Here is a 22,173-nt window from a genome sequence, read left to right as displayed (position 1 = left end):
CGATGAAAAAATTATTTCCCTTATTAATCGTAGCAATATGCTTAATTTCCTGTAGCAATGAGTCTTTTGACGAATATGTTGATGTTTCACAAACGGATACGATTGTAGGAGAAATAAGTTCAGGTTTGGCAGCATTCAGAAAACCTGGAATAATAGACGAAAATTCAGCTTGTGCAAACTGTCACGCTCCAGATGGGATGGATTTGGCCTATTTAAACTTTACCGATGAAGATATCATACGGGTTGCAATGCCACATCTTGAAAACGAGGAAGAGGCTCAAAGCATAGTGGATATGATCCATGAGATAAGAGAAAAGTATAATATCGTTCCAAAAGACCCTTTAACATTTAGACCTTTTCAACCTGGAGGTTATGTCTTACCTGGAAATACTCCAATGGAAAGAGATCTCAGTTTTGGAAAACAACTGGTAAATCTGGGGTTTAGATTTGCTACAACACCGGTGTTAACATTGGAAGAAGCTAAGAAACAAAGAGATGAAATCAAAGATATTAATGTAAAAAAACTACCGATAGGTATCCCTTTCAATTTATGGAGTGAAGATCCTCATCATGGTGAAGAACACAGAAGCGTTGCTGAATGGCTCCCTTTTGCTCCTACTCTAATATTAGAAGGTAAAGAAAATGAATGGTATGGGATACAGGATAATTATATAGAAAACCCTACTGATCATGCATTTTTGGAAATGTATGAAAAAGCCGAGGAACTATTAAAAGTAACTGGGGAACACTCACAAACCAATCAAACTCCACGTTTTAACAAATTAAAATTTTTGTCCGTTTTAATAGCACAGCATTTTTTTAGAAGAGAAGTGATTCATGGTGAAATGTTTGATGACCGACCGAATGTTGCTTTTTTCCCTTCTAGAGGTGATTGGTCTGATTCTCAAAAGAGAACATATAGTCCCCCCGCAGTTTGGGAAATAGGAACAATGGCTACAAGAAAAGCCCATGTAATGGAAATCCCAACAGTTGAACTGAAAGCCGGTCAAACGGTTAAAGAAGAGATGAAAAATATTTCTGCACAATGGTTTTACAATGGATGGATGTTTGAAAGCACCTTACAAAGAACTGATCAAAGTAATTCAACAAAGAATGCCGAGTATTTTACGAGAACTTTACAATGGCATGAAAATGAAAACAAAAATCCAAGCTACGCCATTCATGGTTTGTTTGCAGCTCTTAAGAAAACCATTGATCAAAATTATTCAACAGTTATCAAGAAGGTGAATCCTGAGAGCCGATGGTACGAACCTTACCCTAGATTTACTATGGGAGTAATTTCAGGATATGGAAACGACTGGAATAACAGACCAAAAGAAAATGAAAGAGAAGAAATATATCTAAAAATCTTTGAGAATGTATATCGCATGCAATTGTTTTTGGTCGAAGAACAATTACAAATAAATCCCTTCCCTATAAGTGACGGTATTTTAAGACATTATAAAAGCATGATAGCGTATACCAAATTGTTCTTTTCTAAATATAACAATTCGGAATTCTATGAAACTAATATGGAATTGGTTCATCGAGTAGAACAACTTTTATTGTAAGCAATACTTTGAAATACCCCTATTATTTTGATATGAATTCAACCGAACTAACCCCTTGGATTAAATTTAATACTATTCTTATTAATTCACTCAAATAAAATAAATAAAACAATAACTTGATTGATTATTATTCCATAATATTTTATCCCTCTAGTTTTAACAATTACATATACAAAATATAGATTCTTGAACCACTTTGTTTTACCTAACATTTACTAATATTAATAGATTATGACTAGACTCTAAAAAATGTAAGTACCCCTAAAACAGCTACGGTCTAATTTATACAAATTTCATTATTCTTTAAGTTTTCAAATAAGGAAAAGCTAGCTTTTCCATATTTGGCCGAAAATTCTATGGGTGTCAGATCACCCAGAGCCTCGTGAGGTCTTTTATTGTTGTAATGTTCTATCCATTCTTCGGTTAAAATATTCACTTGTTCCAAGGAAGAAAAAAGATAGGCATTGAGTATTTCTTCTCTATAACTTCGATTGAATCGCTCTATAAAACTATTCTGCACCGGTTTTCCTGGTTGGAGATACCGTATTTTGATATCATTTTGCTCACACCAATCTTGGAAATGAATACTGGTAAACTCTGGTCTGTTATCCACTCGTACCCATTCTGGTTTTCCACGATAATCAATAAGCTTATCCAACTCTCTGGTAACTCTTGATGAGGCAATAGATACATCCGCAGTAATCCAAAGACACTCTCGGTTAAAATCATCTATAATGTTAAGTGTTCTAAAGCTTTTATCATTTAAAAAACTATCCTGCATAAAATCAATACTCCATATGATATTGGTATTTATGGGAAGTGTCAATGGTTCTTTAACTCTCTTTGGAATGCGTCGTTTACGTTTTCTTCTTATGTTTAATCCCATTTGTTTGTATACTCTGTAAACACACTTATGATTATAAATATATCCTTGTTTTCGTATCATTTTAAAAAGCTTCCTAAATCCATAAGTAGGATGTGATTCGGCCAACTGATCCAGTAAATCTATAAGTTCACTATCGTCAGTGTGCTTGGTGCGGTAGTAATATACCGAAGTACTTAAACGTAAAAGTTTGCGAGAGATCCGTGCACTGAGCTTATGCTTACTGATCAGGTAACTTACACTCTCTCGCTTGTCAGTTGACCTTATAGCTTTTTTTCAATCAAATCTTTTAGAGCATAATTTTGATGGGCTAATTCTGCATACATCTGGCTTGTACCGGGAAAGTTCTGATTCCATTTCTTTGAGCTTTTTAAGTTGAGAAGCATCCATACCTCCATATTTACTCTTCCAGTTGTAAAAAGTGGCTGCACTTACTCCATACTCTTTACAGAGTTCTTTAACTGAAACTCCCAATTCATGTTGCTTTAAAACTTTGACGATTTGTACTTCGCTTAATCTACTTTTTCTCATATCCTAAATTTACAGTTATTTTCTAATTCTAACTGTAGCAGATTTTAGGGATACTTACAGAGATCCGCTCAGAATTATTGTCCCTTTTCAAAGTAAGAAAACAGCAAGAGCTTACTTGATGATGTAACAATAGAGTATCGGAATTTTCACTATTTAGAATTCAATTAACGAATAAGTAACTTTCGAATTAAGGTTTCTTTATTTTTCATTTTAATTTTTATCAAATACATTCCTGAATTTACAGTAGACAGATCAATATAAGTAGTTCGATCACTAACTTCTTTTATTGTCTTTATTAGTCTTCCTGTAATTGAATAAATTGATATACGAATTATACCATCACCGATTATGTTTACCTGATTTTCTACTGGATTAGGGTATAGAACAACCTGCTTACTTCTATTTATATTTCGTTCAAACAAACGATTTGAACCATCAACTTGGACCTCTATTTCTAACAGATCCAGATTGGGTCCACCAGCATCGCTATTTGCTACAACACGAATTGTATTTACACCCTCAACAAAATTTACATCTTCAACCGTGTAAATCTGCCAATTAGCCCAATCTCCATTAGTGGCGAATGGTAGATCATTAACAAACTGCCCATTTACCAGTACTGTTCCTGGGCGTGCCGATACATCTCCATTACCATAAATAATATTAATATTCCCTAAACCAGCTTCAGTACTGGTAAATTGCCACTCTCCATAACTACCATTACCACCATAATCAAAGAATCCCGTGCCACTAAATCCACTTATATGAGTTCCTATAAAACCGCCATTTTGCTGAGTAAATTCTTCTCCTTCTAAACTGTATGTAAGAATAGTCTCTACATTTTTATAGCTAGCTGTTAAATTAATGTCATTTGTGGTAATAGCAACGGTAGTATTGGGCTCGTTTACATTTGCAACTGTACTAATGTCTCCAACCCATCGATCAAATATTTGCCCTTCGGATGGAGCTTCAGCTGTAATTGTCACGACCTCTCCTTCAGCATAATCTCCACTCCCAGAGCCATTAGTAACTGTTAGAGTATAGGTTTCTGAATTTGTAGCTTCAGAATCAACTATAACATTAAGAATATCTATATTTGGTCCTCCATTAGTACTATTAGCGGTTATAGTAATAGTATTTGTGCCTTCAACAAAATTGACTCCATCTACAGAATATATCTGCCAATTCTCCCAATTCCCATTTGAAGAAAATGGTATATCCTCTATGACTTGACCATTTATTTCAATAGTTGCTGACCGGTCAACATCGCTACCGTTACCAAAAACAATCTCAATAGAGCCTGATCCAGAAGCTGGATTATCAAACTGCCATTCACCAAAACTACCATCCCCACCATAATCTAAAAATCCTGTACCACTAAATCCACTTATATGCGTTCCTATGAAACAACCATTTTGTTGTACAAATTCCTCTCCTTCAAGACTAAATTCTCTAGTATTAATATTTGGCAAAGCTATTTCAATATAATCAATATCAACACCTCCAAAAACCGAACTAGTTCTTATCCTTATGGTATTTATACCAGATCTAATATCGATATTATCTATTTGTACAGATTGCCAACCATAACAATTGCCTTGGCTGTTAAAAGAAATCTCCTGAATAAATGTCCCGTTGAGTATCAGATCTGCAGAACGACTACTAGCAAAAGCATTATTATAGATAATATTTAACGAACCTGAGCCATTACCTTCGCTTTCAAATTGCCACTCACCAAAACTATTATTACCTCCCATATCTAGAAACCCAGTTCCTGTAAAGCCTAGAATATAATTACCAAAAGTACCATCTTGAACATCACTAAAATCTTCACCCTGCAAAGTAAGTAACAATTCATTTGAGTCCGATTCATCATTACCTGATGCTACAATAGATAATGTTTGATCTTTACTTATCGTTGCCATGCCATCATGCAAGGCTTTAACAAAAACACAATAGTTATTTACTTCTTGAGGAATAAAATTAACTGTAAATGGGGCAGTAGTAGCACTTCCTATAACCTGATCGTCTACATAATATATTACTTCTGTAATATTAGGAATGTCTGTTGAAACAGATAGAGAAATAGTTTCTCCTAATGTTGATTGAGAAGCTACCTGAAGTTCGAAGGATATTCCATTGGCAGCAATTGGTTCGGAACCATCTAATTGGAGTAGATATTCTTCTAATTGCTGTAGTTGTTCTTGTGACAAATTAGAAGCTATCTCGTGTCTAGAAATAGCGCGCTGGATTGAAGCTTCACTTCCATCGTGTAAATATGGAGGTGTAGCCCATACATCCAAGAGGGTAGGAACATCCAAACCGTGTAGAGTTCTTCCCATACGTTGTCCACTACCCGTTGTAAGGGTTCCGATATCGTGTAAAAGTCCAGTTTTCGAGTTTGTAAAAGAAGCACCACTATGACAGTTCGCACATTGTAGTGAATTAAATAAATTACGACCTTGAATGGCTTGAGGTGTCAAAGAACCATTGTTTTTATTAGGACTTTCGTCAAAAGTGTCTAATGATTCTATATAAGCAGCTAATGCATCAAGTTCTGCTGATTGCCCTGCTTTCTGATTTCCCAGAGGGATATCCCTGTTTTCTGAATAAAAAGCTTGATCGGTCATGAATCCCTTACCTCCAAAGGAAAATCGTATATCATTCTCAAAATCATGTATTTCATCAAAATTACCAGTCCAATGTATATTTCCATGACCAGTTCCTGCTCTACCTCTTAGCGATATGGTGTTTCGAAGCCCTTCACCACGTTGCGTAAAATCCCAGACTTGGCCATCCTGAGTTCCATCAATGTGACACGAAGCACAACTAATATAACCAGCATCTGAGTTCTCAAGATTAGTCATTCTTGAATCACGTGCGTTGTAAAATATTTGTTTCCCCAAAAGAACTTGCGGGTTTAATAACTCTGAGGATACAGTACTAACTTCTGCAATCAATGGTAATGATTGAGTACCTGTTGTAATCAATTGATTAGCATCAAATATATGAACACTTCTACTTAAAAAATTCTTTACAAACAAACGATTAGTAGCGGTATCGATTACTAAACCACTAGGCGCAAAACCAACATCTGCACGAGCCACCTCTAATCCAGTATTTACATCAATAACCACTACTCTGTTATTAGTCAACATAGTAACAAAGGCAAAGTTTCCTAATGGATCAATTGTTATCCCTGTAGGTAGATTATGATTATCTATATCCACTCTTACATCTAAATTCTCTTGACCAGTATTGATGTTGAAACTAGAAATAATTGTTCTGATAGTGGACTCAAAAGTCAAATCCTCACCAGAAATAAATGATCCTCCAAAAACATTATCTTTTTTACCACCAAACCAAGCTATTTCGTTATTAGGATGTATAGCAATACCTCCTAAGTAATTTGCAATACCTCGACCTGCTGAGCCAGAATTAGGCGAAGTAGTGTCTGCAGCAATTTCTACATTTGAGTCAAGAGTAAAAGTATCAAGATTAATTCTAGCAATCTTGCCAGTATTGTTCTCAGTAATAAACTGAGTCACAAATAATTTTGATCCATCTGAAGTAATAGCCATTGCTCTTGGATTTGCAAAGACATCCAATTGATTTACGATGTTTTTTGTTGTTGTACTTATCTTAACTACATTTCCTGAAGCAAATAGTGAAGCATAGATGAATTCTCCTTCAGGGTCACTTACCAGCGCATATGGTTGTGAACCTCGTCCAAGGTCTATCGTTGATAAAATATCTCCACTAGTCTCATTTAATACAGTTATGTTTCCTGCGTCCCGTGAAGCTACCCAAATATTACCTTCAGCATCTTGTGCAATACCTACGGGGTCATTTCCAACAGTAAATTCTCCTATTACATTCAAATTGTCGGCATCTATAGCGGTTACAGAGTTATTGTCTGGGTTTGCAATCCAGACTTTTCTATTTTCTTCATCAACCACAATAGGACCACTTTGAGTCGGTCTATTATCTGGGAAGTCTGTTACTACTACTATGTTTAATACATCAGCAACCAATTCTTCTGCATTATCTCTTACTTGTACTTGTACCAAATAATTTCCTGGTGTGTCATAGATATGTCCTGCTGAATTTGCAATAGACCAAGTGGTTTGAGTACTTCCATCTCCAAAATCAAACCTATATTCCAAAACATCATCCTCATCAGGATCACTTGCGTCTGCGGTAAAAGTGACTTCTGTACCAGTTATAATAGGGGATATAGGGTTTGAAAGTATTGAGTCAATTGAAGGTAATTGATTTTCTGGAGTTGTATCCGATTCGCAGGCAAGATCTACTGTACTTCCTGTTGAGAAAGAAAAACTATATTCTTCCATAGGATTACCGGCTACATCTAGAATACCAGAAGTTACCGTAACTACATAAGTAGTGTTTTCTTCTAATGGTTGATCAGGAACCCATTGAATAACGTTCATTTGTGAACTTTGTACAGTTCCCGAAATTGGATCTCCATTACATGGCACAACTGTAATAGTTTGATCATTGATTAAATGGTCTTGTAAGGTCTCATTAATTACAATTCCAATTTTGGTCAATACATGCTGATTAGTTGAATTATTCAAAGGGAAGTGATGACCAACAGTTGGTGCTCTAGTATCTAATTCATCTTGATGCGAAAAGAAGAAAGTGTTTTGACCATTTGCTTCTCCTGAGCTTACTTGTAGTATATGACCTAAGGGAATCCATTGAAAATCTCCCATAAACAAACCATTACCTCCTGCATTACTAAAAGTTTGCACAACTTCTCTGGTCTCCATATTAATTTTTCGCCCCTCGGTAAAACGTCCACAAAAGGCAAACTCATCCTGAAAAAACACATAGCGACCACGAGCTGGACCATCAGGTAGGCCCCAAGCAAACTTTAAATTTGTTGGGTCACTAATGTCCAAAACCACCATATTATTACCTCCTAAATTATTGCTGTTACCAGTCATGAAGACTAAATTGTTCCTCCAAACAGCCATAAAAGTGGTGTATTGAAGTATTCCAGGAAAAACATCAAGTAAAATTGGATTCTCTGGATCAGAAATGTCATAAGAGGCAACACCAGATTGTCCTCCATCTCCAGGAGTATTAAAAAGATAATTCCCTATTGTTATTGAATTTAGAGCTGTTATTCCATCATCAGGAAGACCTCCACTGTAAAATTGACCACTTCTAACATCCCTAAGCCCACTATTTTCTATCCTATAAGGAAACGTTTCAAGACCGTTATCAAATTGATCGAAAAAAGCAGAAGGAGCTGCAGAAGGATTGACGGGATCACTTAAATCAACCCATGATGTACCAACTCCCATATTTGAGGCATATTCCCGATTGTAGACATCCCCAAATTTCCACCATCGATGGCCATTACCGCTTTCATTTATAAGTCGTACTCTATTCAAATCAGGAAGATTTGAAATATCATAAATAGTTGTAGTGTTGCCTGTTTCTCCATTGAGTATCAGATGACCTCGATGAAAAGTTGATATTCTACCACCGTCATTCATAGTAGTAATTAATGTGCCCGCAGGCCAAGTATTATTGGGTAAGCCTTGTGCAGCTATTTTGCTTTGTAATAGCACACCTGTAAGTGTCAACAGGATGTACTTAAGAATTTGTGATTTCATTATAATGTTGAGTTTGCTTGCTTTGTTAAGTTTTAATCATATGATTAAGAATGTTTTAATATAAACATGTTAAACTTATACTTTTTCTGCTGCTATTTTAAAACTGAATTTGTAACTCAAACGTTTGAGTTTGTGATCAACAAGAATTTTTTATATGTTCAAAAAACAAACGACACTTATTTACTCACATTCTCTACATGTAATCTTGCAGTACTGATCATTTCTAAGACAGCTAGTTAGTTAGGTTATAACTTTAATATCAGTTTGTCTAAAAAACTAGTTTTTATTTGCAATTTGATGAAATTTAAGACGATATTATGGTTTTTTATAGCAATAATTTCAACTGTTTTAAGATGTTTCTACATCTTAAAACTGCTTATTTTGGTGTTGTTTTGATAGATTATGCTCAAAACAAGTTGTACTGTTTTGAAGTATTTAGTTAAGTTTTTTTCCTGGAATAGAGAACAGTAGTCTGAAATTATAAACTATGAAGATGAGTCCCACATCAGCACTTGCTCTTTTTTGTGTTTTTTAGTGATAATATAATCAAAACCCCACTGTTTTCTGATGCTTCCATAGGGGGTGACAATAGCTTATTCTTTTCTAAATTGTTACTTATTCTGATGGATTCTTTATTGGCTTTTCTGGATATACCACTAGCATTCAATTCGTTGCATTCCTTTTACACATTTGGTTTTGGTACAAGTCATTGTTTACAATCTTTGGTTGTGTGTATCTTTTAAAGCGTTAGTTTTTAGCCCTATAACACTTCCCAATAGTTGTAAATGTATTTCCTTGTGCGCCTAAATAATGATCTTCTTTCGTGTTGTATTAAAACTTTTCTACAATATAGACTGGGTTCGGAGCTTGATCAGGTATTACTGGTATGCCTACCATCACTTCTACACCCACATTTAGTAGGAGGTCAGGAGGAGGTCAACATTTAGATCTTCAAAAATTGCAATGTTACTTTCTAATTTAGAAGTCTACAAATTCATCTTCTTAATTTATCAAGTCAACGCAACGACCCATAAAAACAACATATCAATTCGAACTGGTTAATCTTAATTTTAAAAAAGTTTAAAGTTTTATAAAGCGTAATTATGGCTGAATTAATAATCCTATTACTTTAATAAACAAATGGTTTTTACCTATTAATCTTTATTTAATTTTGATGATAAGCCTGCATCATTCTTTTAGTACTACAGTAATGTTCTTGAATTATAGAGCAACTATTATCATTTTAAAATATCGTTTAAAAACAGATCTCAATTTAGGAATAAATTAACTCCTGATTATATGCTAAGAAAGGTCCTTTACACAGCCCCTAGACTACAACTGTATTAATAAAAAGTTACAAATAGTTTAGTATTAAAATTAAAACCTATTACATTATGAAAAAACTTATTTTAGCACTTGGTATTTTAATAACCATTGGAGCAAATGCCCAATATAAATGGAATAATGTTAGAATTGGAGGTGGGGGATATATTCTGGGAGTTTATATTCACCCTAATAATCCAGATTTAATTTATGCCCGCACCGATGTTGGGGGTTGTTACCGCTATGATCCTTCTTCAAACAAACTCATACCTTTGTTGGATTGGATACCTTTTGAAAAAGATAATTTATATGGGGTAAATGGTATTGCTCTTGATCCTAATGATCAAAATATTGTCTACGCTTCTTTGGGCAAATATTATGGAAGGGAAGGGGACGTTTACAAAAGTACCGATAAAGGAAAAACATGGTTTCCTATGAACTTAAACAAGGGTTTTGGAGGAAATAACCATCCGAGTCGTCAGGGAACAACTATGGATATAAATCCACATACTGGAGATTTATGGGTAGGTACCCCAGCTGATGGTTTATGGAAGTTTAACGGAAACAATTGGAGTCAGGTTTCCGGAGTTCCTAAAACCAATGCTGTTCGCTCTATCGCGTTTGACCCCAATAATTCAAATTATATATATGTTGCCTCTAGCTATTCTAAATATTACAATTCCACCATCGTTGGTAATGAATCTGAGAATGGAATTTACAGAAGTACTAATGGAGGAGCTTCTTTCTCAAAAATTTCCATTTCTTATCAGGATAACAACCAATTCAGCGAAATTTCATTATCGAAAAATTCCGATAAGATGTATGTCAGCTGTATGCAACATGATGGTTCTGCAGCAGGACTTTTTGTGATTAACAGCCCTCGTACTTCTAATAATTGGAGCAATATTACACCAGAATCCGGTAGCTATAGAACAGTTACCGCTAGCCCACATGATAACAATGTGGTAATTACTGCAAAAGCTGTTTATGGAGGTATAAACAAAGTTTATTATTCTACTAGTAGCGGTTCGAGTTGGGATAGAAAAAATAACAATTCGGTAAATAATATTGTTCCTTGGCATCCAAATGGGTATCCAGGTTCAGCTATTTCTTGTTTTGAGTGGGATCCTAGTAATGCCAACAAAATTTATTTTAGCGATTGGTATAGTTTATACAAAACAAATAATATTAATGCTTCGACGGTTCAATGGTCAAATGACCTTTCTCGAGGCCATGAAGAAATTGTTCCGGCACTTGTGATTGGTGCTGGACCAGGAAATTCGGCAAATGCTATTCTTTATGCAGGTGGTGCTGATGTTAGTGGTATAACTCAAGTGGATTTAGATGAATATTCTAGTATTCCAAATTACAGAAAGCAGGTAGATAGTGATTTGATGCAAGAATGCTCTGGAATTGATTTTTCTGTTAGTGATGTTGATGTAGTAGTTGCTATGGGAGGCGAAGGTTGGCAGATGTCCTCTGGAGGTATTGTTGTTTCTACCGACGGCGGAAAAACATTTTCGCTTAAAAACGGATATTCGCCTTCTTGGGGAGGTGGTCGTGTTGCCATTTCTGCAACTGATAAGAACAATATTTTAGCACTAGGAAATAGAGGGGGAGTAAAGTACTCTACCGATCAAGGAGGCTCATTTAAAAGTTCTGACGGTACTTCTGGTACGTATGGTATTGGAAGTATTTTTAATTTGGTACATCCTATTGCTTCAGATAGAGTTAATGGTGATTTTTATATTTACGACCCTTCAACCGGAGATATACTTAGAAGTACCGACAAAGGAGCTAGTTTTAGCAAAAGAGGTAATGCAGGTCCCAAATCAGGAAATCATGTTACTATTGTAGCTGCACCAGCAAAAGCTGGTCATATTTGGGTAGCCAATGGAAAAACTCTTAAATATTCTACCAATGGAGGTGCCTCTTTTAACAATGCAGGACAATTGACTAGTTGTCTCATGGTAGCATTAGGAAAAGAAAAACCTGGAACTAATTATCCTGCTATCTATGCTTTTGCAAAAAAATCAGGAGACAGTAATTATAAATATTACGCTTCAGTAGATGGTGGTTCTACTTGGGTAGAAACCCACACAAACCCTGTTGCAGGAAATGAACCTAAAACAATGGGAGCTGATTTAAATACCTATGGAACATTTTATGTAGCTACTGGCGGAAGAGGAGTCTTTTATTGCCAGTTAGAAGAACCGGTTGCAGATCTTCCAAACGTAGCAAAACCAATCGTTTCTCCTAATGGAGGAACCTTTACCTCGACGCGAATAGTATCTATCTCTACCAATACCCCTGGAGCTACAATAAGGTATACTACAGATGGATCAACCCCAACGGCTAGTTCTCCCAAATATACATCTACAATTTCTATTTCTGAAACTACAACTATCAAAGCAAAAGGTTTCAAAAATGGATTTGATGCTAGTGAAACCGCTACTGCAGTTTTCACAAAAGACAATGATAATCAAGACCAATTGTTGCCGCTACCTTTCTTGGTTGATTTTTCTTCTTCTACTGGTCCTTGGACAACAACTTCTACAGGAAAAGGTACTTTTGGCGTATCAGATAATAGATTTGTAGTTCGAGGAAATGGAGGAAAAAACGATACTCCTGTCGGTATTTGGAGATCAAAAGCTATTGATATATCAGGAAAGAAAGTTAAAATTTCTGTTTCTGCTAGTGGAGATGCTTCCGGATTAGAATCACGACCAAACAACTATGCCGATTACATTGATGTATTCTTTTCTATTGATGAAGGAAACGAACAACTAGTTGGTTTTCATGACGGAAACTTCTCAAATGGAGAAATTACAATTGAAAAAGATAATATAGGAAATGGGAATTCCCTTCAAGTTATTATCAAAGCAAAAACTACAGGTGAATTCTTTTATTTTGACAATATTATGGTCAAAGAAGACGAATCTTTGAAAAATAACGTGTCTGTTAATAACAATCCATCGATTAACAATATTTCTTCTATAAAAATATTTCCCAACCCTATATCTACTGGTACAATCCTAAAAATCATTTTACCAATAGTTCCTAAAGAAAAAAAGATTAAAAACAACAACATTTATATTTATGATATCATGGGTAAAGTTGTTGCCTCAAAAACAATTAAACATAGTGAAAATTTCGTTGAGATTGATTCTCCATCTACAGCTGGAATTTATATACTAAAAGTAGAACAAGGAACTAAAACTTATAATCACAAACTTATTATAAAATAAAAGTTGTTTTAGCCATATATAAATTTTCTCCTCTTATATGTTAGTTAAATAGGTCATTAACTTATGAGAGGAATTTATTTATACTCAATACTTTTGAACGATCGTTGATATTCTTTAGGTGTTTTTCTTGTCATTTTTTTAAATTGTTTATTAAAATGCGAAATATTCGAAAAACCTGAATCATAAGCAATTTTATATATCGGTTCTTCTGATTCTACCAGCATCTGACAAGCAAAGGAAACTCTCAACTCATTTACATACTCTACCACAGTTTTTCCAAGGGATTTCTTAAAAAATCGACAAAAAGAAGAAGTATTCATAGAGATCATTTGAGCAATACTTTCTATAGAAATATGGTTCCGAAAGTTATTGTGAATATAGGTACATACTTTTGTAATTCTATTTTCTTGATGCTTTTTATAATTTGCTTTTAAACTTCCGGTATTCAAAACCCTTTTATAATGAGTAGTCCCGAATTGCTCCAAAAGTCCAAGTAAAGTCAATAATTTTTGAAGACCTTTTTTTTCGGAAATTGTTAACAGTTCTGCAGCAAAGTTTTTCTTTTCAATATTTTCTAATTGTATACAACCACCTTGTAAACTTTCCATAAGTCTTTTTATATTGGAACATTCGGGCATTTGCATAAAACCTTCCAAAATTTCAATATTAAATTGTACAACATAGACTTCTACCTTTTTGTCTGAAAGATTAAAATGTTCATCAGTAATCCAAGTATGAGGGATATTTGGTCCTACAACTGTCAAATCTCCTTCTTTAAAATCCTCCACACAATTTCCTATTATTTTTTTCCCTTTTCCAGATTTCACATAACATATCTCAATCTCTGGGTGATAATGCCAATGAAAACCAAAAACATCAGCAACTACCCAAAAGTCTTTAAAAGAATTTTGATAAGATTGTGATATAAGTTTTTGAAAATCCGGTTTCATGTGATTTTAAATTATCCATTAAAGATAATAAAATATTAAAAAATGCAAAAATTGCATCATATTTGGCAAAAATCTATTAATCTTTTCTTAATGAAGAAAAATAAATTTGTAAAAGAACTCTTAAAAAAATGAAAAAAGTTGTCCTTATTATGTTAACAGTTTTTTTTTCTTGTAAAAAAGAACGTCCTTATCCAAGATATACAACATGGCAATCTAGTCCTGTAGAGGAAACGATTATTCGAAAAACCTTAGACGAACTTAAGAAAGCGCAACCAGAATTAAATTGGAATTTTCAGCCGATTCCTGGAAATTACCCAGAAAAAATACAGTTAATGTTAGGTACGGGCAACGCTCCAGACATTTTTTGGCTAAAGGGTAATACGGCGCCAGCATATATGAGCTTTGAAGTTCTGGAACCTTTGGATAATTTTATTGCTAACGACAATACATTTGATTATGATGATTTCTTTCCTGTATTTAAAAATTCATTCATGTATAATGGCAAAAACTATGGAATAGCCAAGGATTTTAATTCATATGTACTCTTTTACAACAAAGAGATGTTTGAGCAGGCAGGCCTTTATCATCCACCAAGAAATTGGGATGAATTTCGAGAATACACCCAAAAACTGACTAGAGATGTTGATAATGATGGTAAAATTGATCAATTTGGTTTTGTAATGGAACCTTCTATAGATGTTATTCTTCCTTTTGTGTTTCAAAATAAGGGAGAATTAATTTCTGAGTCCGGTGAGATCAAAGTAGATCAACCAGAATTTATTGAAGCCTTAAGCTTTGTTCATTCGATGTATACCGACAACATAGCAACAATTCCGGCAGATCAAGGAGCAGGTTGGATGGGAGATGTATTTTCTAGAAAACAATGCGCTATGGTAATTTCGGGAGCATGGATCATTCCCTATCTTCATGATAATGCTCCTGACTTGAAATACGGAGTTTCAGAACTTCCTAAAGGAAAAACCAAAGGTACTTTGGCTTTTACTGTTGGAATGGTTATCCCTGCTCAAAGTAACCACAAAAAAGACTCCTGGAAAATATTATCCTTTCTAACTGGAAAAAAAGGGATGAAGACCTGGACCGAATCAGGAATTGCATTACCTACCAGAAAAAGTGTAGCTTTAAAAACCGGAGTATACAAAGACTCTGTTCTAAATACTTTCATGAAAAGTGTAGCATATGCAAAACTATACAAAATTCCTTTAAAAGGCAGATGGTTTGATGAGAGCCAGGCCGCCATGCAAGGTATTTTTTATAAAAAAAAGAATATTGAACAAGCTATGAAAGAACTAGCAATTACGCTAAGAAAATATAAATTAAAAAAGTAAAATGAAATTTAAAATTCAAAAAAGAGAACAATTTTTTTGGGCATACACATTTTTGGCTTTTCCTCTACTATTGATATTTCTATTTGTTTTTTTTCCAATAGGTTTTGCTTTCGTAGTTAGTTTTTTTGATTGGAATCTTTTAATTCCTGATAAGGCTTTCGTAGGGTTCCAAAACTATTTTGAACTATTGAAAGACCCTGTGTTTTTAAAAGCTGTAAAAAACACCATTATTTACACAATTGGAGTGGTACCTACACAAACGTTCTTATCCTTGTTTTTGGCTTTTGTCATGAATCAAAAACTAAGAGGTCGTACTTTTTTTAGAACAGCTTTTTATATCCCATCAATAACCTCCTCTGTAGTGACTTCAATCATCTTTGTATGGATTTATTCAAAGCCAGGTTTGCTAAATTACGCATTAAGTACTATCGGAGTCAATTCTAATATTGATTGGCTTACTAATCCGAAAACGGTTTTACCTTCTATAATGTTATTGAATGTATGGACAACTTCTGGATATTTTATGGTATCCTTTTTGGCAGGTTTACAGAACATTTCTACGAGCTTATATGAGGCTGCCAGGATTGACGGAGCAAATCAATGGCAACAATTTTGGAAAATAACGGTACCAATGGTAAGACCTGTTACATATTTTGTAGTAATCATGAGTTTAATTGGATGTTTTCAAGTGTTTGATCAAATTTTTATAATGAGTAGTGGTGGGCCTGATAATGCTTCTACTACCATGTCATATTTTGTATATCAAAATTCCTTTAAATACTTCAGATTTGGTTTTGGGGCCGCATCTGCTCTTGTTTTGGCATTGCTAATTTTTGCAGTGACTATGATTCAAAAAAGATATTTCCCATCAGAAGTTTATTAAAAACGACTATGGATAAAAAAGTTATAATTTTATTAGTATTGGGTATGGTTATCAACCAATTTAGTTGCACTACAGAACGTAAAAAAGAAAAGAATGAAGATCCTACTGAGACTACAGTAGCTACTACTATATATAATGAAAAATATAGACCACAGTTTCATTTCTCAACAAAGAAAAACTGGATTAATGACCCAAATGGTTTAATCAAGATTGATGATACTTTCCATATGTATTACCAATATAATCCGCAAGGAACACAATGGGGGCATATGAGTTGGGGACATGCTACAAGTAAAGACTTAATTCATTGGCAAGAACATCCTGTTGCCATTCCGGAGAATAAGTATATGATATTTTCGGGAACCACGGCTCTCGATTATCAATCACCAAATAAAAATAAAATTATTGCCGCATACACCTCTTTTGAATACAAGTATGAACCAGACAGCACGATTACCGCAATTGCGCAACATCAAAGTATAGCTGTTAGTGAAGATAGAGGATTTTCTTTCCAACCTATATCCCAAAACCCCATATTAGATATAGGATCAAAAGAATTCAGAGATCCAAAAATATTTTATGACGAGCGTACCCAAAAATGGAATATGCTGGTGAGTCTGGCAGATAAACATCAAATTGTTTTCTATCAATCCAATGACTTGATTCAATGGTCAGAGATGAGTCGGTTTGGTCCTTTAGGTAATACAGAAGGTGTCTGGGAATGTCCTGATTTATTTCGCCTTCAGGTTAAAGGAACCAACATTTATAAATGGGTATTGACTTTATCTGCGGGACATCCACAAAAAGGTTTTCTAGGTATGCAATACTTTATTGGAGAATTTGATGGAATCCGATTTCTTGCTGATGACAATGAATACCCCCTTTATCTAGATTATGGAAAAGATTTTTATGCCGGAATTACTTTCTCCAACATGCAACACGACAACTATTCAACCATGATAGGGTGGCTGGGGTGTCATTTATATAGTAAAGATATGCCAACAAAACCATGGCGAGGAGCGATGTCTCTTCCTCGTGACCTCTATCTTGACAACATCAATCAAAAAATTCTTTTAAAGAGCACACCTCCTACAACTTATCTAAAAGAAAAACTAGGGGATTCGTGCATGAGAAAAGAAATTTGTCTCGAGAATAATGATTATAAAGTTCCGTTAAATTCTAAATCATTTGTAGCTTCTTTTTCTATTCAAAGAAATAATCAAGAAACTTCAGGAATCAAGGTTTTTAAGTCAGGAGTATATCAAACAATTATTGGAGTAGATTTTACAAAAAATGAAGTTTTTATAGATAGAAGAAATGCTGCATCTTACGTATTTAATGAAAAGTTTCCTTCAATAGATAGTGCCCCTATATCAAGTGAAGAGGATATGGTTACCTTAAATGTTTATGTGGATCATTCTATCATTGAAGTTTTTATTCAAGATGGAGAAAAAGTAATCACAAGCTTGGTATATCCCGAAATATCTGGAGATATCATTGAGTTGTTTTCTGTAAATGGAATTGGCTGTTTTAAAGAAGTTCAAATAAACCCAGTAGAAACTATTTGGAAATGAGAAAAATAAGGATTAACAAAATACTTTTCTATTTAGTACTGGGTATTGCTACTTTTATTTATTTGGGTCCATTTTTGTTTTCGATTTCTATAAGTTTAAATGCAGATAAAAATGTGTTTCAATGGCCAGTAAAATTATTGCCAGATATCTTTACGTTAGATAACTATTACAATGTATGGAATGAACTTCCCTTTGGCAAATGGCTATTCAATAGTTTGTTAGTTACTACAATACAGACAATATCCAATGTTTTTTTCTCAGCATTAGCCGGTTTTGCGTTTGCCAGATTACGATTTAAAGGACGTAATATGATATTTAATATACTATTAAGTAGTTTAATGGTACCTGGAATTATTTTGCTTGTTCCAAAGTTTATCATACTCAATCAATTTGCGCTAATTAATAGTTATGCAGGATTAATTGTTCCCGGATTAGTAGGCGTGACTAATATTTTTTTGATGAAACAGTTTTTTGAGACTATTCCAAAAGATATTGAGCAAGCTGCACTTATTGATGGTTGCTCTTACTTCAGAATTTTTTGGCAAATATTTTTACCTATTTCTAAACCTGCATTGGCTGCAGTTGCTATTTATACTTTCCAAGGATCTTGGAACGAGTTTCTATGGCCAGTAATTGTTACTTATACTGATGATATGTATACACTGCCTTTAGGTATGGCAAGTTTAAAAACAGAATTACTAACAGATTGGCCATTATTAATGGCTGGTACTATCATGATATCACTACCTACATTGTTGATATTTATCATATTTCAGCGATATTTTGTACAAGGTGTTGCTAGTTCAGGACTAAAAGGATGATTTTATAAGATGGCTTCAATTACATTAAAAGAAATAAAAAAGGTATATAAAGGTTCTAAAGTTGCTACTGTTAAAGGAGTACATTTAGATATAAAAGACAAAGAATTTGTGGTTCTGGTAGGACCATCTGGTTGTGGTAAATCTACACTTTTACGGATGATCGCAGGATTAGAAGATATCACAAGTGGTGAATTGACTATTGACAATATATTGGTAAACGATTTGTCACCAAAGGATAGAGATATTGCTATGGTCTTTCAAAATTATGCTTTATACCCACATATGACCGTAAAAGAAAATATGGCTTTTAGCTTAAAATTAAAAAAAATCGACACCAAGATTATCAATCAAAGGGTAACAAGTACTGCAGAAATATTGGGAATCAAGCATCTTTTAGACAAAAGGCCAAAAGATATGTCTGGCGGACAGCGACAGCGGGTCGCCATTGGAAGAGCAATTGTTAGAGATCCCAAAGTTTTTTTGTTTGATGAACCACTATCTAACCTTGATGCCAAGCTTAGGGTACAAATGAGAGCAGAAATAAAAAGATTGCATAGGGAGTTAAATGCTACAACAATTTATGTAACCCATGATCAAGTTGAAGCGATGACAATGGGAGATCGAATTGTAGTTCTCAAAGATGGATTGGTACAACAATGTGATACTCCAATTAATCTTTTTAATAATCCCGAAAATAAATTCGTAGCAGGTTTTATAGGAAGTCCTTCTATGAATTTTATAACAGGAGAAGTTTTAAAAGAAGAAGGTATGACTTTTAATTCTAATGATTTAGCATTCTCAATCCCAACAAAGATGTCAACAGGATTAGAATCTTATATAGGCAAAAAGGTAATCTTTGGATTTAGACCAGAGTATGTTTATGATAAAAAGCATGAGCAAACTAAGAGACTTTCTACGGATATGGAAGTTATCATTGAAGCCATTGAACCGATTGGAAGTGAAAGTTTTATCTATTTTCGTTTTACTGGTTCTCCAGAAAAAACATTTTGTTTCAGAAGTGATTCTCAATATGATTATCAGGTTGGTGATCAAATAAATATAGGTGTCGATATTAATCGCTTACGATTTTTTGATTTTGAAACAGAAATAAGAGTGTCTTAAGATAGGCATTCTTTTAGTAAAAGAAAAAAAAGTTTAGACCACTTCATAGTTTAGTTTATAATTAATTACATGGAAAACAAAGAAAAAGGGTGGATTATTACATCCCAAAAAACAGAAGAATACACAGGTATTGTAGTTGCAAATGGAAGAATAGGAATTTTACCAGAAAATCTACCATTTAAAACAAAATCATTGATAGTTAATAATGTATATGAAACAGAGTTTGCAGGAGGAGTTAGTAAAATAGTATCTGCGATGAATTTTGCTAACCTTAATATGGAAATAGATGGAGTATTGATTTCTAAAGATAATATATCTGAGTTTGAGCAGACTCTTTATATGAAAGAAGCTTGTTTTACGACATCTTTTACTTTTGAGGATAAAGCAAAAGTTACTTATACGATTTATGCCTTGAGAAATGTTCAATACTCAGGGTATATCGATATTGAAGTAGAAGCTTTAAAAGATGTTGTAGTAAAGACAACTGGGTTGATTTTGACACCCACAGATTTTTTAAGTCCTACACTATCATTTGATGTATTAGAGGACCTTGAGACAACAATGCCGATATTGCGAACTGTTGCAAAAACAACTTTCGAAAAACATACGGTAAGCTCATCTGCTACATTTATATGGCATAACATAAACTCTACGAGAAAAAATCAACGTCCAGAACTATCACATGTCAAAATATCTGATCATGATCATGGGTTATATTTTGAAAAAGAATTGCAAACTGGAAATACAATGAGTTTTGCCTGGACAGGAGCAATATGCACCACTCAGGATTTTCAAGATCCAAAAAATGAATCTGAGAGATTTACTATTTTTAATTTGCTAACACCAAAAGATATTTTATTGAATAATCATAAAAAATTATGGGCCGAACTATGGGAAAGTGATATTGAAATAGAGGGTAATTATACTGATCAGTTGGATATTAGATTAGCTTTATATCATTTATATGCTTTTTCAAGAGGAGATTCAGATTTAAGTATAGCTCCAATGGGACTTTCTTCTCAGAATTATAACGGACATATTTTCTGGGATACAGAATTATGGATGTACCCTCCTTTATTGTTATTAAATCAACAAATTGCGAGATCGCTGATCAATTATAGAACGAAGCGTTTGGATAAAGCAAAACAAAAAGCTATTAATTATGGGTTTAAAGGAGCTATGTTCCCTTGGGAAAGTGATGACACAGGAGAAGAAGCTACCCCTTCTTGGGCACTAACAGGTACTTTTGAACATCATATTACAGCGGATATAGCTATTGCATTTTGGAATTATTATCGGGTGACAAAAGATATTAATTGGTTGAGAAAAGAAGGGTTTGAAGTAATTAAAGAGATTGCAGATTTTTGGGTGAGTAGAGTATCACAAAATAAGGATGGAAGCTACAGTATTTTTAATGTTGTAGGCGCCAATGAATTTGCTGCCAATGTAAATGATAATGCATTTACCAATGGCGCAGCTATAAAAGCATTACAATATGCGTCCAAAGCTGCAAAAGCATTGGATTTATCTCCTGATCCTAAATGGGATGAAATTGCTACAGGGATTAGAATACATTGTTTTTCAGATGGAACTACCAGAGAACATGAATCTTATGAAGGTGACATCATTAAACAGGCAGATGCTAATTTACTTACATATCCTCTGAATATTATAAATGATAAAGAAACCATTTTAAAAGATTTACACTATTATGAACCCAGAATAGCCGAAGAAGGACCTGCAATGGGATTAGCTATATTTTCAATTATACATGCCAGATTAGGCAATGTAGATGAAGCATATAAACTATACAAAAAAAGCTATGAACCAAATAAAAGACCACCTTTTGGAGCACTGGCAGAAACGGCTTTGATTGACAACCCCTACTTTGCTACAGGAGCCGGAGGAATGCTACAGGCAATCTTATTTGGCTTTGCTGGATTGGAAATTACTGATGAAGGAATCGTTCAAAGAGAGGTAAACTTGCCTGATGCATGGGAATCAATAACTGTAAAGGGAATAGGCTTGGCCAAAAAAAAATATACAGTTTTAAAGAAGGTCCAATTTTGATTTTTTTGGATTAATTGTTTTTCCTTTAATTTTGTTTCGAAGGGTAGGAGTCTGTGATGTCCTCTTGATATTTTAATCATGTCTCCTACCCTATTTTAGCTTACTTTATAGCTATTGTGCCTGTTGCACAAGTTAACAAAAATGTAAGATAGATTTGTTATTGATTTTGGATTGGTATGTTATCTTTAAGTATGCAAGGCAAG

Annotated in this window: 12 protein-coding genes; 8 read left to right on the top strand and 4 right to left on the bottom strand. The window is 34.1% G+C overall.

Annotated elements, in window-relative coordinates:
- Positions 1–2: 2 nt before the first annotated feature.
- Entirely contained in the window at positions 3–1,571 is a 1,569-nt protein-coding gene (locus ACXAGJ_RS22930; RefSeq protein ID WP_474843299.1) for a hypothetical protein, read from the top strand.
- Positions 1,572–1,848: 277 nt separating this feature from the next.
- Here the strand turns inward: ACXAGJ_RS22930 and ACXAGJ_RS22925 are convergent, their stop codons facing one another.
- From ACXAGJ_RS22925 to ACXAGJ_RS22915, 3 genes are all read right to left on the bottom strand, one after another.
- The gene (locus ACXAGJ_RS22925; protein ID WP_474843366.1) at positions 1,849–2,721 is read right to left on the bottom strand and encodes an IS3 family transposase; all 873 of its coding nucleotides are present in this window, start codon (positions 2,719–2,721) and stop codon (positions 1,849–1,851) included.
- A 9-nt stretch (positions 2,722–2,730) separates the two neighbouring features.
- The gene (locus ACXAGJ_RS22920; protein WP_474843297.1) at positions 2,731–2,985 is read right to left on the bottom strand and encodes a transposase; all 255 of its coding nucleotides are present in this window, start codon (positions 2,983–2,985) and stop codon (positions 2,731–2,733) included.
- Between the two features lie 164 nt (positions 2,986–3,149).
- On the bottom strand, positions 3,150–8,633 hold the full coding sequence (locus ACXAGJ_RS22915; protein ID WP_474843295.1) for an Ig-like domain-containing protein: 5,484 nt from the start codon (positions 8,631–8,633) through the stop codon (positions 3,150–3,152).
- Positions 8,634–10,027: 1,394 nt separating this feature from the next.
- Here ACXAGJ_RS22915 and ACXAGJ_RS22910 point away from each other — a divergent pair.
- Positions 10,028–13,204, top strand: coding sequence for a chitobiase/beta-hexosaminidase C-terminal domain-containing protein (locus ACXAGJ_RS22910; RefSeq protein WP_474843293.1), 3,177 nt, complete (start codon positions 10,028–10,030; stop codon positions 13,202–13,204).
- 74 nt (positions 13,205–13,278) lie between these two features.
- On the opposite strand, the gene ACXAGJ_RS22905 is transcribed toward ACXAGJ_RS22910, so the two are convergent.
- Positions 13,279–14,154, bottom strand: a complete 876-nt coding sequence (locus ACXAGJ_RS22905) for an AraC family transcriptional regulator (protein WP_474843291.1) — start codon at positions 14,152–14,154, stop codon at positions 13,279–13,281.
- A gap of 149 nt (positions 14,155–14,303) precedes the next feature.
- On the opposite strand from ACXAGJ_RS22905, the gene ACXAGJ_RS22900 reads away from it, so the two are divergent.
- From ACXAGJ_RS22900 to ACXAGJ_RS22875, 6 genes are all read left to right on the top strand, one after another.
- The gene (locus ACXAGJ_RS22900; RefSeq protein WP_474843289.1) at positions 14,304–15,500 is read left to right on the top strand and encodes an ABC transporter substrate-binding protein; all 1,197 of its coding nucleotides are present in this window, start codon (positions 14,304–14,306) and stop codon (positions 15,498–15,500) included.
- 1 nt (position 15,501) lies between these two features.
- Positions 15,502–16,383 (top strand): carbohydrate ABC transporter permease, encoded by an 882-nt coding sequence (locus tag ACXAGJ_RS22895; RefSeq protein ID WP_474843287.1) that lies wholly within the window; start codon positions 15,502–15,504, stop codon positions 16,381–16,383.
- 8 nt (positions 16,384–16,391) lie between these two features.
- The gene (locus tag ACXAGJ_RS22890) at positions 16,392–17,957 is read left to right on the top strand and encodes a glycoside hydrolase family 32 protein (protein WP_474843285.1); all 1,566 of its coding nucleotides are present in this window, start codon (positions 16,392–16,394) and stop codon (positions 17,955–17,957) included.
- Complete coding sequence (locus tag ACXAGJ_RS22885) at positions 17,954–18,778, top strand: carbohydrate ABC transporter permease (protein ID WP_474843283.1); 825 nt, start codon at positions 17,954–17,956, stop codon at positions 18,776–18,778. The genes ACXAGJ_RS22890 and ACXAGJ_RS22885 overlap by 4 nt, the downstream gene beginning before the upstream one ends.
- A 9-nt stretch (positions 18,779–18,787) precedes the next feature.
- A complete protein-coding gene (locus ACXAGJ_RS22880) occupies positions 18,788–19,900 on the top strand; it encodes an ABC transporter ATP-binding protein (RefSeq protein ID WP_474843281.1) in 1,113 nt (370 codons plus the stop codon).
- Positions 19,901–19,969: 69 nt separating this feature from the next.
- Positions 19,970–21,970, top strand: coding sequence for a glycosyl hydrolase family 95 catalytic domain-containing protein (locus tag ACXAGJ_RS22875; protein WP_474843279.1), 2,001 nt, complete (start codon positions 19,970–19,972; stop codon positions 21,968–21,970).
- Positions 21,971–22,173 lie beyond the last annotated feature (203 nt).

It is taken from the genome of Aquimarina sp. AWH4_224 (assembly GCF_056160245.1).
This window is presented reverse-complemented; position numbering and strand designations above follow the sequence as displayed.